14 protein-coding genes are annotated in these 14,784 nt (G+C 41.7%); 8 read left to right on the top strand and 6 right to left on the bottom strand.

Features of this window, described 5'->3' with window-relative positions:
* Positions 1-33 precede the first annotated feature (33 nt).
* Positions 34-429, bottom strand: a complete 396-nt coding sequence (locus ACRZ9O_RS00180; protein WP_459455190.1) for a hypothetical protein — start codon at positions 427-429, stop codon at positions 34-36.
* 35 nt (positions 430-464) lie between these two features.
* On the opposite strand from ACRZ9O_RS00180, the gene ACRZ9O_RS00175 reads away from it, so the two are divergent.
* Positions 465-2,063, top strand: coding sequence for a S8 family serine peptidase (locus ACRZ9O_RS00175; RefSeq protein WP_459455188.1), 1,599 nt, complete (start codon positions 465-467; stop codon positions 2,061-2,063).
* On the top strand, positions 2,060-3,169 hold the full coding sequence (locus tag ACRZ9O_RS00170) for an acyltransferase family protein (protein ID WP_459455186.1): 1,110 nt from the start codon (positions 2,060-2,062) through the stop codon (positions 3,167-3,169). Before ACRZ9O_RS00175 ends, ACRZ9O_RS00170 begins: the two co-directional genes overlap by 4 nt.
* A 160-nt stretch (positions 3,170-3,329) precedes the next feature.
* Here ACRZ9O_RS00170 and ACRZ9O_RS00165 read toward each other — a convergent pair whose 3' ends face one another.
* From ACRZ9O_RS00165 to ACRZ9O_RS00155, 3 genes are read right to left on the bottom strand one after another with little or no spacing between them, the layout of a single operon-like run.
* Complete coding sequence (locus ACRZ9O_RS00165) at positions 3,330-4,259, bottom strand: ROK family protein (protein WP_459455184.1); 930 nt, start codon at positions 4,257-4,259, stop codon at positions 3,330-3,332.
* 4 nt (positions 4,260-4,263) lie between these two features.
* Positions 4,264-5,196, bottom strand: coding sequence for a ribosome small subunit-dependent GTPase A (gene rsgA, locus ACRZ9O_RS00160; protein ID WP_459455182.1), 933 nt, complete (start codon positions 5,194-5,196; stop codon positions 4,264-4,266).
* Positions 5,183-6,424, bottom strand: a complete 1,242-nt coding sequence (locus ACRZ9O_RS00155) for a 3-deoxy-D-manno-octulosonic acid transferase (protein ID WP_459455180.1) — start codon at positions 6,422-6,424, stop codon at positions 5,183-5,185. Before ACRZ9O_RS00155 ends, rsgA begins: the two co-directional genes overlap by 14 nt.
* Positions 6,425-6,477: 53 nt before the next feature.
* Here ACRZ9O_RS00155 and ytxJ point away from each other — a divergent pair, with 53 nt between their 5' ends.
* The 5 genes from ytxJ (at position 6,478) to metK (ending at position 10,929) form a co-directional block, all read left to right on the top strand.
* Positions 6,478-6,810 (top strand): bacillithiol system redox-active protein YtxJ, encoded by a 333-nt coding sequence (ytxJ, locus tag ACRZ9O_RS00150; protein ID WP_459455178.1) that lies wholly within the window; start codon positions 6,478-6,480, stop codon positions 6,808-6,810.
* Positions 6,803-7,543 (top strand): hypothetical protein, encoded by a 741-nt coding sequence (locus ACRZ9O_RS00145; protein ID WP_459455177.1) that lies wholly within the window; start codon positions 6,803-6,805, stop codon positions 7,541-7,543. The genes ytxJ and ACRZ9O_RS00145 overlap by 8 nt, the downstream gene beginning before the upstream one ends.
* 7 nt (positions 7,544-7,550) lie before the next feature.
* The gene (lipA, locus tag ACRZ9O_RS00140; RefSeq protein ID WP_459455175.1) at positions 7,551-8,420 is read left to right on the top strand and encodes a lipoyl synthase; all 870 of its coding nucleotides are present in this window, start codon (positions 7,551-7,553) and stop codon (positions 8,418-8,420) included.
* A gap of 3 nt (positions 8,421-8,423) precedes the next feature.
* On the top strand, positions 8,424-9,605 hold the full coding sequence (locus ACRZ9O_RS00135) for a lycopene cyclase family protein (RefSeq protein ID WP_459455174.1): 1,182 nt from the start codon (positions 8,424-8,426) through the stop codon (positions 9,603-9,605).
* 67 nt (positions 9,606-9,672) lie between these two features.
* Positions 9,673-10,929 (top strand): methionine adenosyltransferase, encoded by a 1,257-nt coding sequence (gene metK / locus ACRZ9O_RS00130; RefSeq protein ID WP_459455172.1) that lies wholly within the window; start codon positions 9,673-9,675, stop codon positions 10,927-10,929.
* 62 nt (positions 10,930-10,991) lie between these two features.
* Here metK and ACRZ9O_RS00125 read toward each other — a convergent pair whose 3' ends face one another.
* The gene (locus ACRZ9O_RS00125) at positions 10,992-11,333 is read right to left on the bottom strand and encodes an HPF/RaiA family ribosome-associated protein (RefSeq protein ID WP_223130952.1); all 342 of its coding nucleotides are present in this window, start codon (positions 11,331-11,333) and stop codon (positions 10,992-10,994) included.
* 518 nt (positions 11,334-11,851) lie between these two features.
* The gene (locus ACRZ9O_RS00120; RefSeq protein ID WP_459455170.1) at positions 11,852-13,462 is read right to left on the bottom strand and encodes a VRR-NUC domain-containing protein; all 1,611 of its coding nucleotides are present in this window, start codon (positions 13,460-13,462) and stop codon (positions 11,852-11,854) included.
* Positions 13,463-13,526: 64 nt separating this feature from the next.
* Here ACRZ9O_RS00120 and ACRZ9O_RS00115 point away from each other — a divergent pair, with 64 nt between their 5' ends.
* The gene (locus ACRZ9O_RS00115) at positions 13,527-14,717 is read left to right on the top strand and encodes a phosphoglycerate kinase (protein ID WP_459455168.1); all 1,191 of its coding nucleotides are present in this window, start codon (positions 13,527-13,529) and stop codon (positions 14,715-14,717) included.
* Positions 14,718-14,784: the final 67 nt, after the last annotated feature.

Raw genomic sequence — 14,784 nt, 5'->3', positions numbered from 1 at the left:
TTAGATGTTAGAAATAGATTTTACCCTATTTCATCAAATCAAATACGTTTGCAATTGAGCTAAGCGAACCTGCCTAGCGAGAGGTGGTGCATTAGATGGGTGAGAAAGAGAACCCTTTTCTTGGTAAATTACAGAGGGTGCTTCAAACTTTGGAATTATTGGGGTAGTTGAAAAAGCAAAAATGATATTATTATTCCCCTTCGTCAGATCAAAATTAAACTTCACTTGGTATTTATCCAGCAAACAACATTTCGCTCTTGATAAATGCGCTTGCAGTGGATTTTCACAACAAGATGCCGCTTTCGAAAAAGTCGACTTTTTGGCGCCTGTAAATACACACGTTTCCTCTGTCCAAGAAATTCCTAAGCTACCGACTAAAATCCAGGCGGCGAGGAAGAGGGATGTAAAGCTTTGGACAAAGAATTTCATACCACGAAATTAAGGACAATTCACTAATTTGCTTTATGTTTCAGCGATTTATCTTCTTTTTACTTTTTAGTGCAAGTCTGCCATTACAAGCACAAACGTATCGCTATCTGGTTTTGTTTAAAGATAAAGCCTCTTCAACGTTTTCAGTAAACAATCCCACTGCTTTTTTAAGTTCCAAAAGCCTCGAACGCCGTCGAAAAAATCGCGTTCCCGTCATTGAACAAGATCTACCCGTTAGCATTACTTATCTAAACCAAGTAAAAGCAACAGGTGCAAGAATTGTTTTCCCCTTAAAATGGATCAATGGTGCACTGATTACTCAAAAACCCAGTGAACTCAAAAAAACACTTGCTCTAAGCTGCATTAAAGGGCTTTATTGGAATTTTCCAGCTGATTCAAGTTCATCGAATCAAATTACATCTGGGACACAATCAAACTTAATAAGTCCTGATTATGGAAATTCATTAACCCAAATCGCCCAACTTGGAATCGATCAAATGCACGCTAAATCCATTCGTGGCGAGGGCACGCTCATAACATTGCTAGACGATGGATTCAAAAATGCGAGCACAGTACCTTACCTTCAAAAATTAGTCGCCGAAAAAAGAATCATAGCCACACTTACTACAGATCCAACTGTAAACTCTGTTTATGCGACTGGAGGCCATGGAACGAATGTACTTTCTACCATTGCCGGTTTTGAATCGGGAAAATTAATCGGGACGGCCTATCAAGCCTCTTTTGCCCTTGCCCAAACAGAAGAAAATAGGCACGAATTAATCGTGGAAGAAGCTAATTGGCTAAGAGGAGCTGAATGGGCAGATAGCTTGGGGACAGATATTATATCATCTTCTTTGGGCTATTCCACCTTTGACAACCCCTTGCATAATCATAGCTATGGAGACATGAATGGAAAATCTACACTTGTCTCCAAAGCCGCCAGCTGGGCCGCCAGTAAAGGGATCCTATGTACCATTAGCGCAGGAAACGAAGGGGCTAATGCCTGGAAATATATCACAGCGCCAGCAGATGCGGATTCGATTTTAACGGTAGGTTCAGTCAATGCCCTAGGAAGTTTATCTTCGTTCAGCTCCATTGGTCCTAGTTATGATGGCCGAACGAAGCCCGATATGGTAGCCATGGGATCTTCCACCGTGGTAGGACTTATCGATGGAAGAATTGGTCTCTCTAATGGAACCTCCTTCTCAGCTCCCTTAATTGCTGGACTAGCCGCAGGCCTAATGCAAGCTTTTCCTACACACACCACTCAACAAATCAGAAATGGCATCCTAAAATCAGGATCTCAATTTTCACGAGCTGACATGTTGCTGGGATTTGGCATTCCCAATTTTGACAAAGCAAGTAAATCTATGGATCTCATTTTAAGCAACTCAGAAGAACTTAATTTTAAGATCTACCCTAACCCCGTATCACCAGGTATGGCTTTACATATTTCTATCCCAATTCATTCTGCGCAGGTAGAGATTTTAAATAACGCAGGACTAGTCGTCCAAACCTTTCAGCTAAATCAACGAGAATCAACAATTTACCTTGGACCTTTCGTTTCTGGGAAATATTATTTTAGATTTACTACTGAATCAACCTTAACTATCAAACCTATCTTAATTCTATGAAAACACGCTTTCTATCACTTGATATCCTCCGAGGAATCACACTTGCGGGCATGATTCTTGTGAACAATAATGGAAATGGGGATTTCACATATTGGCCCTTATCACATGCAAAATGGAATGGATTTACACCTACTGACCTCGTTTTCCCTAGTTTTCTCTTTATGGTGGGCGTTGCGATGCGCTTTTCATTCAAGGCTTTTAATTATGAATTAACACCATCCGTTCGGAACAAAATTTTAAAGCGGACTATCTATTTATTTTTAATCAACTACTTCGTTTTTTACTTTCCCTTTACTGATTTCTCTTTGGGGAATTTACGTATTCTAAACGTTTTACCCCGAATAGCACTTTCCTATTGCGCAGTTTCTTTCATAACGCTTCAGGTTCCTTCCAAATGGCTCACCTGGATCAATGCGGGTATTTTATTGTCATTCTGGGGGATTTTATATGCTTTTGGCGATTCTGGATTATGGATGGATATTAGTCATAATGCGGTACGAAAATTAGATCTATTCTTATTTGGCGAGTCTCATTTGTATCATGGAAATCTAGTAAATGGCATTCGAATCGCTTTCGATCCAGAAGGATTTTTGAGTACACTTCCGGCTATTTCCACCTGCCTATTTGGCTACCAAGTCAGTTTATATTTAGAGAATCAGGCCAAAGAGGGTAAATCAGCCTTAACTGGTTTACTTGGATGGGGTGCAGCATTAATTGTAGTAGCCTTGATCTGGGATCAGGCATTTCCCATTAACAAAAAGCTGTGGACCAGCTCTTTTGTTCTTCTATGTGCCGGCATTGACTTTATCTTAATCGGACTTTTAAACTGGTGGATTGAGACCAAAGAACGTCACTTCGGAAATACTTTCTTTCTCGTTTTGGGTACGAATTCCATACTAGCCTACGGTATTTCAGAAATCATCGCGATCCAATTAGGTAAATACCAAATCCAGGGTCAATCTGGCAGTGATTGGCTGTATTGGCATATTTTTGAACCCATCTTTGGCAAATACAATGGGTCATTAGCCTATGCGATTTCTTTCGTCTTGGTGTGCTGGGGAGTGTGTTGGGTGTTTTGGCGCAAGAAATGGTTTCTCAAGGTTTAATAAAAAAGAAGTTCTAAAATTGGGCTTTGCCATAATTTTGTGAACTTCTTTTTTATTAAACCTTTCGAGTCTTATTAGAGAGCGAGCAATTTTTGGCTGAGGGTAGTTTAGTTGAGGGATTTTAGAAATTATGGCGTAGACCAATTTGAAAATCCCTCAACTAAATAGCCTCAGAATGAAAAAGGAGCGCCGCACCAAAAACCCCAGCCGAATCACCTAACTTGGGCTTCACTATCGGCGTCAGGACTTCCCCAGAATTGAAAATGTATTTCTTGATTCGTTCGATTCCTTCAGAATAAAGTAAATCGATATTGCCTACTCCACCACCTATAACGATGACTTGGGGGTCTAACACATTTATTAACGTGGAAACGGCGCGTCCAAAATTCTCCAGCATTCGATCGATCGTTGCAGATGCGAAAGCGTCCGTACCAGCTAGATGAGCTTGTAAGATTTGTGGCAGGCGGAGTTTTTGGCCTGAAATAGAAAAATAAAAATCTTCGAGAGCGGGCCCTGAGATCACATGTTCTACGCAGCCTGATTTACCGCAATAACACGGCTTTCCGCCCTCCTCCAAGATATTATGCCCCCATTCGCCTCCAATTCCATGCAAGCCGTTGATTACTTGGCCGTGAACGACTAATCCACCGCCTACACCGGTACCCATGATGATTCCAAAAACAACTTCAGCCTTTGGATTAACGTCCTGCACAGCACCCATCAAGGTTTCTGCCAATGCAAAACAGTTTGCATCATTGGCTAAGCGGACTTCAGCACCCAAAGCTTTCGCTAAATCAGCTGCCATCGGACGACCATTCATGGAGGTCGTGTTGCAGTTTTTCATCGTTTGGGTGGCTGGATTCAAAACTCCAGGAGTGGCGAAACCAATTTTAGAGGGAGCTACCCCTACTTGTTTTGAAACGCGAGAAGCTAAAAGAGCAACTTGTGAAATAATGTGCTCGTAGCCTTTTGAAGCTTCTGTATCGATACGTTCTCGGGCGATGACTTGCGTTACATCAGTGGCAGACAATACGGCACATTCGATTTTGGTTCCCCCTAAATCGATGCCCCATAAATAGGAATTTTCCATAGGTTTAGCGACGGTTATCGTTGTTCTCAAAAATACTCAAATAACTCAAATATCGGCTATGCGCAATATCTCCGGCTTCAAAAGCTTTCAAAACGGCACAAGACGGTTCCGAAATATGGAGGCAATTATTGAATTTGCATTCGCCAATCAGCGCGCGCATTTCGGGAAAATAATGAGAAAGTTCTTCTTTTTCGATTTCCATGACTCCTAATTCATTAATGCCAGGGCTATCTATTAAATAGGTTTCAGGGCCTAATTCCCACATGGTGGAATAAGTGGTGGTATGCACCCCTTTTTGGGCAAAATCAGAAATCTCATTCACTTTAATATTCAAATGTGGAGATACTAAATTCAATAAACTGGATTTCCCTACGCCCGAATGTCCTGCTAATAGCGAAACTTTCCCGGCAAACATGGCTTTAAACTCGTCTACACCTTGGCTTCGAGGTATGGACGTAAACAAAATGCCATAACCTAATTCTTGGTAGAGCGCTGCGTATTCGAAGATTTGATCCTCTTCCTCCTCGTTCAATAAATCCATCTTGTTAAATACGATGGTTACGGGAATTCGAAACGCCTCTGCAGTTACTAAAAAACGGTCTAAAAAACCCAAAGATGTTTTAGGAGATTTCAAGGTCATCACGAAGATGGCTTGATCCACATTCGCTGCCATTAACTGCCCCTGCCCTGTTTTGTGAACAGATTTTCGAATGATGTAATTCGTACGTGGGATGATTTCTTCGATGATAACCGTCTCGTTAGCCTCATCTTCGACCGCATAAATGACACGGTCACCTACGGTGATTGGATTCGAAGTTTTAGGACCGTTGAGTTTAAATTTACCCTTCAAACGTCCCTTAAAGACCTTTCCTGACTCGGAACGAATTTCGTACCAAGAACCGGTTGAACGCATAATTAAACCCTTACTTCCTTCCATTAGCTGCTAAATTACGCACAAATTCGATGATTCTTTCCGTTGCTCCCGCTTGTAATTGCACGTATGCCCGTGATTGTACTTGCTTGTTCACAAACACATCGTCATTTTCATAAATCACGCGCATAGCCTTTTCTAATTCATCCGTCGTTTCTATAGGAAATGCCAGCCCTAATTCAATCAGTTCTCTTGCCTCCCGGAATTTTAGGTAATTTTTATTGCCAAAAAAGACCGTTGGTCCAAAAACCGCAGCTTCCAAGGTGCTATGCAAACCATCACCAAAAGCCCCACCAATATAGGCAAAAGATGCACCCCGGTATAGATTGGCAAGACGTCCTACCTCATTGACAAAAAGAACATCTGCTTTTTCGTGAAAAAGGCCCTTTGAATAAGAAACAGTTAAATCGATCTTCTCCTCCCATGCCTTCAATTCTTCGGTGTGAATTTCGTGCGGCGCAATAACCCATTTAAAAGGATATTTCTTCGAATTGATGAGCGGAATCAACACATCCATATCGGCCTGCCAAACAGAACCCACCACCATAAATTCTGTATTGTCTAAAAAATTCGTCAACAAATCCCATGAAACGGGATTTCGCAAGGTATCCAGCACGCGATCAAATCGGGTATCTCCCGCTACCGTTACATTGACGCGATTCAACAAATCTGCAGATGACTGATCTTGCACAAATAAATGCGTAAAACAGTCCAATAAACGACGGTAAAAACCACCATAACATTGAAAAAATACCTGGTTTGGTCGAAAAATGGCGGAAACTAAAATAGTTGGAACTGCGCGCTTTTTTAACCCTGTTAAATAGTAATGCCAAAATTCATATTTGATAAACACGGCCAAAGAAGGCTTTACTAAATCTAAAAAACGGGCACTATTGAAATAACCATCCAATGGTAAATAACTTACGAAATCTGCTCCAGTATAGTTTTTGCGCACTTCATAACCAGAAGGTGAGAAAAACGTAACCAATACAAAATGCTGAGGATTTTCTTTTTTATACGCCTCGATAATGGGTCTTCCTTGCTCAAATTCCCCCAAAGATGCACTGTGAAACCAGGCCACCGATTTATCATTCGAGTTGAAGTGTCGCTCAAGACCTACCCAAACCTGATTTTGGCCCTCATTCATTAACGCAGCTTTGCTTTGAAATAAAGCAAACAATCGAACAAGAACTCGATATAAAAACAAGACAAAAGAATAGAGGCAAACCCTCATTTTTTACTAAATTTGAAGTTGAATTGATAAAATTACGAAAAAGGCAGGTGAATATGAATTGGATACCCTTGACAGACGAGAAACAATTAGCTGAAATTGTGGAAACTTCACAGGAAAAACCGGTGGTTATTTTCAAACATAGTACGCGTTGCTCGATCTCTTCTACCGCTTTGAATCGCTTTGAAAGAGCCTGGGATTCAGAAATTACACCCGCTTATTATTTGGACTTAATAGCCTACAGACCTATTTCAGGCCAAATTGCTGAACAATTTGCTATTGAACATCAGTCACCTCAAGTTCTTGTGATTGACAAGGGAATTTGTCCTTACTCGGCTACCCACTGGGATATTTCTGTAGATGAAATTAAACCGTTTCTCCATGCCTAGATTTTTTTTATTGTGGGTTATTTTAGGGATACCATTCGTTCTGATGGGTCAAAGGAAATCAGCCGTACCTCAGAAAAAAGAAATCAACAATACGGGTTCTTGGGGCATTGGAATTAACACAAATACCAATTCTGGTCTTTTAGGAGGTTTTAGTTTTGTCAAAAACTTGCCTAATCGCTCCTTTATAAATATCGACTTTACCAATACCAAAGACTACCAAGAATTCGACTCCCCTTATTCATTTAATGGACGAACCTATGTAGAAGGTAAATTGAATTACCTTCTTAATCTTAGAGCGAGTTATGGTAAACATTATTTGCTTTTGACTCAGGCGCAAGAAGGAGGAACTAGTTTAGCTGGCCGTATTTCCACAGGACCTACCATAGGTCTATTAAAACCCTACTATGTAGATTTAGCATATACTGACGCTGGAAAAACAATAACGACCAGTGTACCAATGGCTGATGCATTAGACAATACCTACAACAAATCCTCCATCAATGGCGAAGGAAGTTTTTTTTCAGGGTTTTCTCAGTCTAAAATAGTACCTGGATGGCATGTGAAAACGGCTCTAGAGTTTAAATTTGAAACCTTAAAGCAAAATTATCTAGCCATCGAAACAGGTTTTATCCTCGATGTTTTCAGCCAACCTGTTGAAATTTTAAACCAAACCAATCCTCGTTCTGTTTATACGACGGGTTATGTGACCTTTTTCTTTGGAAAGAGTAAATAGAAAAAAAATGATTGAATTACCTCAAGTAAGTCCTGCCGCTAATACCCGCAAACCAGACTGGCTGCGCGTTAAATTGCCCATAGGGGAAAAATATACGAATGTTCGCAAAATTGTAGACGAGTACAAATTGCACACGATTTGCCAATCCGGTAATTGCCCTAATATGGGGGAATGCTGGGGCGAAGGAACGGCCACATTCATGATTTTAGGTAATGTCTGCACCCGTTCTTGCACCTTCTGCGCCGTAGCCACCGGCCGTCCAAACGAATACGATGAAGACGAACCACGCCGCGTGGCCGATGCCATCCAATTAATGAAAGTAAAGCATGCGGTAATCACCTCTGTGAACCGCGACGAATTGAAAGATAAAGGAGCTGAAATTTGGTACCAAACCGTTCGCGCGGTGAAAGAAACCACCCCTTTGACGACCATCGAAACCTTGATTCCAGATGTGAAAGCGAATTGGGATGCTTTAATCCGAATGATCGAAGGTGGACAAGAAGTCGTTTCACACAATATGGAAACAGTGGAACGTCTGTATCGTTACGTTCGTCCACAAGCGAAATATGCACGAAGCTTAGAGCAAATCAAGCGGACGAAAGAGTTTGGCAAACGCAATAAATCAGGCATCATGCTGGGACTAGGCGAAACCCAAGACGAAGTATTGAAAGCGATGGATGATTTAGTAGAAAACGGATTGGATGTGTTGACTTTAGGACAATATTTACAGCCTACTAAAATGCACCACGAAGTAATCGAGTGGATTCACCCTGACACTTTCGCGATGTACAAGGAGGAAGGATTGAAACGCGGGCTAGCCTATGTGGAATCTGGAGCCTTAGTACGTTCGAGTTACCACGCAGAAAAGCACATCTAGTTTATGCAATTACCCGCTCCAGCCTATCGAGAATACGATTTTATCCTGGCGGGAGGGGGTATGGCCGGTTTATCTTTTGCGTATTATTTAGCCCAAAGCAGTCTAGGCGACAAGCGCGTTCTGATCATCGATCGAGGCGTTCGAAACGAACAAACCTTTTGTTATTGGAACTCCAATTCAGGCGAATTCGATTTACTAGCCGAAAAATCCTGGGATTCCCTTTATTTTCATAGTGCCAGACCTTCCTCATTGAAGATTTCTATTCAGCCGTATACTTATCAAAAGATTAACGGTAATGCGTGGTTTTCATACATAGAAGCGGAACTCGGTAAACACCCTAACATTCATTTTTTAGCAGCCGAAATTCAATCGATTAATTACCAAGGGCTAGGATCTTGTGTTACTACCTCAGAAGGGACTTTTTATGCTTCTGAAAAAATCATCGATAGTTTCAGCCCTTTCCCTTGCGAAAATGACAATCCCAAACACCTCAAGCAACACTTCTTGGGCTGGGTAGTCGAATGTAACTTCAATAACTTCGAAACAGACGCAGCTCATTTATTCGACTTCAGAGTTGCATTTGGGACTGAATGTGTATTCATGTACGTATTACCCACTAGTCCACGTAGGGCCTTATTTGAATATACTTTTTTCTCTACAGCTTTACGTGAACCCGACTATTACCGCGATAAAATCAAATCCTACTTATTTGCCTACTATGGGCTAACAGAGGATGATTATTTGTTAAAGGAAGAAGAAAGTGGTGTGATTCCTATGCGAAACAATCCGAATAAACCGGAGAATTTATACCAAAAACACCTAAAAATAGGAACAAGTGGTGGCTTCGTAAAATCCACAACCGGCTATAGTTTTTACCGCACCCAAAAATTCTGCAAAGACCTCGTTGCCGCACTTGAAAAAGGTCCATCTGCCACACTGGTTATTCCTGTTAATCCTTGGAAAATTTGGCTGGATGAGGTCTTATTACAAGTACTGATCGATCAAAAAATTGCTGGCTCCAAAGTCTTTGAAAGCCTTTTTTACAACAACAAACCAGCGCTCTTGTTGAAATTTTTACAGGAAGAAACCTCCTGGAAGGAAGACCTTCGATTGATGTGGTCTGTTCCTACTTTGCCCTTTGTAAGAGCCGCGCTGAAAACTATTTACCGGTCAAAAATTAAATAAGTGTGACACTTTTGTTGCTCCTAGTATTTGACTAAATTTGCACTTTATTTAAACATAATATTCGCCCATGGCTTATCTATTCACCTCTGAATCGGTTTCTGAAGGACACCCAGATAAAGTAGCTGATCAAATCTCTGATGCGTTAATTGACCATTTTATGGCCTTTGACCCCACTTCTAAAGTAGCTTGTGAAACACTTGTAACCACAGGTCAAGTCGTGTTAGCTGGAGAGGTGAACACAACAACGTATTTAGACGTGCAAGCCATCACTCGTGAAGTCATTCGCAAGATTGGTTATACGAAGTCAGAATATATGTTTGAGGCAAACTCTTGCGGTATTTTATCTGCGATTCACGAGCAATCAGCTGATATCAACCAAGGTGTTGATCGCAAAAACCCAGAAGAGCAAGGTGCAGGTGACCAAGGAATGATGTTCGGTTTCGCTACAAAGGAGACTGACAATTACATGCCTTTGGCCTTAGACTTAGCTCACAAAATCTTACAAGAACTTTCAGCTATCCGCAATAACGAGCCATCCTTAATCGGATACCTTCGTCCTGATGCAAAATCTCAGGTAACGATCGAATACAGCGACAATCACGTACCTCAACGCATCGATACGATCGTTGTTTCGACACAGCACGATGATTTCGCCTCAGAAGCAGAGATGTTAGCTAAAATCAACAAGGACATCATTGAGATTGTTATCCCTCGCGTTAAGGCTAAATTGAAGCCTGAATTGCAAGCATTATTCAACGATGCGATCACGTACCACATTAATCCTACAGGTAAATTCGTGATCGGTGGTCCACACGGAGATACAGGTTTAACAGGCCGCAAGATCATCGTAGATACGTATGGTGGAAAAGGTGCTCACGGTGGTGGTGCATTCTCTGGTAAGGATCCGTCCAAAGTAGACCGTTCTGCTGCCTATGCAACGCGTCACATCGCGAAAAACTTAGTTGCTGCTGGTTTATGTGACCAAGTATTAGTGCAAGTTTCTTACGCGATTGGTGTAGCTAAACCTTGCGGTTTATTCATCGATACGTATGGTACTGCCAAAGTTGATATGACAGACGGCGAAATCGCACGTAAAGTAGAGGCGATCTTCGATATGCGTCCATACTTCATCGAGCAACGTTTGAAATTACGTAACCCTATCTATTCTGAAACAGCAGCCTATGGCCACATGGGACGTAAGAACGAGATCGTGAAGAAACAATTCACTGGTCCTAACGGTCAAATAGTAAGCAAAGAAGTGGAGTTATTCACTTGGGAAAAATTAGACTACGTAGATGCGGTGAAGTCTGCATTCGGAATCTAATCTGAATTACCTTGATATGAAAAGAGGCGACCTTCGGTCGCCTCTTTTGTTTCATTTTTTTTCTAAAATTCCTCGCTCTCCAAATCTTCTGCTCGAAGCGCCTTTACGGAATTGTTTTTCGATTTAAATCGCTTAATCTGTTCTGCGATGGCATTCAACGCTAAGTCTAATGCCTCTTCAAATGATTTCGCTGTTTCTTTGACAAATAACACCGCCCCGGGGACCGTGATCTTAATCTCTAACATTTTCTCCTTTACCTTTCCTAGACTTGTCGCCACTTTCAGGAACACCTCACCTCCGGTTATTCGGTCATAAAAGGTATCTAACTTGTTTAACTTTTCTTGAATGCTTTCTACCAATTTGCGGTCCGCAGTAAAGTGGATCGCGTGAACTTGCACTTTCATAAGCTTAAAATTTAATGGTGAAACACGCTTTGGGAATCTTAGCAAAGCTGACAGAAAAAAGAACGTTTTAGATTCGTTATAAACGTATTGTATTTTTTAGGGGAAGTCAAGTTTTTAACAGATTTTATTTCTGTGGGCAGTGGACAGTCGGCAGTGGACAGTCGGCAGTGGACAGTGGACAGTAGGCAGTGGGCAGTGGGCAGTGGCAAGTCCGGAGGGAATGAGTCCGGAGGAAATTAGGACGAAGAAAAATAGGCCGGAGGCCGCACCACTATACTCATCGCCGCAGGCGATTACACATTTGATTTTTTAACTTTGCTCTTTGAAATTTGCCTCGGCGATTCCACCATTCACCACTTACCATTCACCATCTCTCCTCTCTCTAATCTAAACCACCATACCATCGCCACAGGCGATTCCACATTTGAAATTTGAACTTTGCTCTTTGAAATTTGCCCTCGGCGATTCCACCATTCACCACTTAACATTCACCATCTCTACTCTATACTCTCCTATCTCTAATCTTTATATTTCAACCTCACCAACCTCACATTCACCCCATTTTTTCTCATAAAATCGTGCCAGAAATGCTGAATAGCCGATAAATGATCATTAGGAGACTTCACTTCGACGAAGGCAAATTCATCGCCTTTTTGGATAAATAAATCAGGGAAACCCTTCACATGCGTGCCTAAATGTTCCCATAGGTATTGAGCTATTGCGGCTAACCCATCCGGTGGCATCACTTGTAAAAACCGTTCCATCAGATCGAAATCAAGGGAATACCAATCCACTAAAGGATTCATCGCACCTTGATTTGCCTCAGCACGAGAGCGCAAAATCTCAAGAAGCGCGTAACGATCTTGCAACAAATGCAAAGGCAATTCACCTGCAAAACTTTCTTTTCCATAGTGACTCGGTGCCCATTGAAAGGGATGGTGAAAGCCTTCTTTACGATCTGCAAAAATCAAATCCCAGGCAAAAAGACCGAGGAAATTACGCCAAATCTGGTTCTCGGTAAAAGCCGCATAATAGCCTTCTGCCTCAAAATAGGCCACCACACCGGCTTCCACTTGACCGATGTATTCCGGAGATATTTCAATTAATTCAGCCTGCTTCAGCGAGGCAGTCACTTGTTTGATGGATTTCTTGGAGGCTTGTTTGGCCAGAAAATCTTCAAAAAAATGAATCTCCGTGGGCGAAACACACAGCTCTAATCCCACCCTGGCCCAAGAAATCGCTTCGTCTAACTCCCCCATTTTCTGTAAAACACGCACACGCCGCTCCAAAGATGCACCCGTTAAGGAGACCTCATATACTTCCAAAGCTTCTATATAAGCCTTTTCACGCTCCAACAAACGCCCTAAAGCATAACAGGTCTTTTCAAATGCGCGAATCGAAGGCTCTAACAAGGAAGAAGCCAATGGCAACATATGCACTCGCCAGGAAGCCAGCACCTCATCTGCATTTAAGTCAGTCGTGTAAAACCATTCCCTCCACATTGAAATGGCCCATTTCTGTTCTGCCTCTTCCCTGGTTTGAAAATAGGGCTTCAAGTCCTCCTCTTGCACCTCCACAAAGGCTCGATGCCCTAAATCACGCACCACGAAGTCTGTTAAATCCCGAGATCGAGTCCCAAAAAATAAGAACTGAATGAACGCAAACTCCTCCACTCTCGCTGGAGCAACCACGCCAGAAGAAAATGCAGCGATTAAGTCAGAAGATGAAACGAGTGACGCAGCCTCTTCTTTAGAGGCTGAGCTAGGGATTTTGATGCCTTGTTTTTTGGCCAAAGAAACACATTCTTGCTTCGTAAATATCCCCTCCACTCCTTCCGAAACCTCTAATAAAAAACCGGATGTGCGTAAAACTCGCAGCGGAGTTGCTAAATCCCCTATTTCTGGATAATTCAACTTCTCAATTCTAAAACAAGCTGAACGACGTGACGCCAGACGCAAATACAGGCATTGTGCTGCAAATGTGAGTTCAGAAAAATCTTTTAAAAATGCTATTTCTATTTCCTGCAAAAGGGGTAAATAATGGCGGTCAATGTAGCGCAGAATATAGCTAAAATGATCCCAATAATAGGTTTCAGACAATTCTATCTCAATTTTTCGATCATTCGCCATTATTGTTTATCTTTGTCTACCTTTTTAGGGGAATATCCTTTTATTCATAAATCAAAACAAAAATATGCAAACTGTTGCTAATTTCAATTTTGCTGGTAAAAAAGCGCTAGTACGTGTTGATTTCAACGTTCCATTGAATGAGCGTTTCGAAATTACAGATGATACCCGAATTAAGGCGACGATTCCTACGATTCAAAAGATTTTGAAAGACGGTGGATCGGTTGTATTGATGTCTCACCTAGGTCGTCCGAAGGATGGTCCTACCGAAAAATATTCGTTAAAACACTTAGTGACGCCTTTGTCATTGGTTTTTGGCGTGAAAGTAAAATTTGCAACAGATTGCATTTCAGATGAAGCGGTTGAATTAGCGAACGGTTTACAACCAGGCGAAATCTTGTTATTAGAAAACCTTCGTTTCTACAAGGAAGAAGAAAAAGGGGATGTTGATTTTGCCAAAAAACTGGCTCGTTTGGGTAATGTTTGGGTAAATGACGCTTTCGGAACTGCTCACCGTGCGCACGCTTCTACTGCTGTGATCGGACAATTCTTCACTGATAAAGTGAGTGGATATGTGATGCAAGCGGAATTAGATAACGCACAAAAAATTCTTGAATATTCAGAGCGTCCGTTTACAGCAATCATGGGAGGATCGAAAATCTCTGATAAAATCTTGATCATCGAACGTCTTTTAGACAAAGTTGATAACTTGATCATCGGTGGTGGAATGACTTATACCTTCTCCCTTGCTTTAGGCGGAAAAATTGGTAAATCCATCTGTGAGCCAGATAAAGTGGAATTAGCAAAGCAATTAATAGAAAAAGCGAAGGCAAAAGGCGTGAACTTAATTATGCCTTTGGACAACGTTTGTGCAGATGATTTCAATAACAACGCAAACCGTCAAACGGTAGAGCGCGGATGTATTCCAGACGGCTGGGAAGGTTTAGACATTGGTCCTAAGTCGATCGCTTTATTCCAAGAAACGATTGCGAAATCCAAAACAATTCTTTGGAACGGTCCAATGGGCGTATTTGAGTTCTCAAACTTCGCTATCGGAACGAACGCAATTGCGGATGCTGTGGTTAAAGCTACGGAAGAAAACGGAGCGTTCTCTCTTATCGGAGGGGGCGATTCAGCTTCTGCGGTCAATAACGCAGGTTATGGAGATCGCGTGAGTTACGTTTCTACAGGCGGTGGAGCATTACTAGAATATATGGAAGGTAAAACTTTACCAGGTGTGGCTGCTTTAGAAGCTTAAAACCTAATTTTCATTAAAAATGTAAAAGGCAAGGAATGTTTCCTTGCCTTTTTGTATTTTAGTATTT

It is taken from the genome of Aquirufa sp. HETE-40SA, from assembly GCF_054558635.1.
This window is presented reverse-complemented; position numbering and strand designations above follow the sequence as displayed.

Excerpts from the sequence above, each read along its gene's own strand:
- ACRZ9O_RS00115 (WP_459455168.1), top strand. The coding sequence starts at position 13,527 with ATGCAAACTGTTGCTAATTTCAATTTTGCTGGTAAAAAAGCGCTAGTA.
- ACRZ9O_RS00135 (WP_459455174.1), top strand. The coding sequence starts at position 8,424 with ATGCAATTACCCGCTCCAGCCTATCGAGAATACGATTTTATCCTGGCG.
- ACRZ9O_RS00165 (WP_459455184.1), bottom strand. The coding sequence starts at position 4,259 with ATGGAAAATTCCTATTTATGGGGCATCGATTTAGGGGGAACCAAAATC.
- lipA (WP_459455175.1), top strand. The coding sequence starts at position 7,551 with ATGATTGAATTACCTCAAGTAAGTCCTGCCGCTAATACCCGCAAACCA.
- ACRZ9O_RS00180 (WP_459455190.1), bottom strand. The coding sequence starts at position 429 with ATGAAATTCTTTGTCCAAAGCTTTACATCCCTCTTCCTCGCCGCCTGG.
- ACRZ9O_RS00145 (WP_459455177.1), top strand. The coding sequence starts at position 6,803 with ATGCCTAGATTTTTTTTATTGTGGGTTATTTTAGGGATACCATTCGTT.
- ACRZ9O_RS00120 (WP_459455170.1), bottom strand. The coding sequence starts at position 13,462 with ATGGCGAATGATCGAAAAATTGAGATAGAATTGTCTGAAACCTATTAT.
- ACRZ9O_RS00175 (WP_459455188.1), top strand. The coding sequence starts at position 465 with ATGTTTCAGCGATTTATCTTCTTTTTACTTTTTAGTGCAAGTCTGCCA.
- metK (WP_459455172.1), top strand. The coding sequence starts at position 9,673 with ATGGCTTATCTATTCACCTCTGAATCGGTTTCTGAAGGACACCCAGAT.
- ytxJ (WP_459455178.1), top strand. The coding sequence starts at position 6,478 with ATGAATTGGATACCCTTGACAGACGAGAAACAATTAGCTGAAATTGTG.
- ACRZ9O_RS00125 (WP_223130952.1), bottom strand. The coding sequence starts at position 11,333 with ATGAAAGTGCAAGTTCACGCGATCCACTTTACTGCGGACCGCAAATTG.
- ACRZ9O_RS00170 (WP_459455186.1), top strand. The coding sequence starts at position 2,060 with ATGAAAACACGCTTTCTATCACTTGATATCCTCCGAGGAATCACACTT.
- ACRZ9O_RS00155 (WP_459455180.1), bottom strand. The coding sequence starts at position 6,424 with ATGAGGGTTTGCCTCTATTCTTTTGTCTTGTTTTTATATCGAGTTCTT.
- rsgA (WP_459455182.1), bottom strand. The coding sequence starts at position 5,196 with ATGGAAGGAAGTAAGGGTTTAATTATGCGTTCAACCGGTTCTTGGTAC.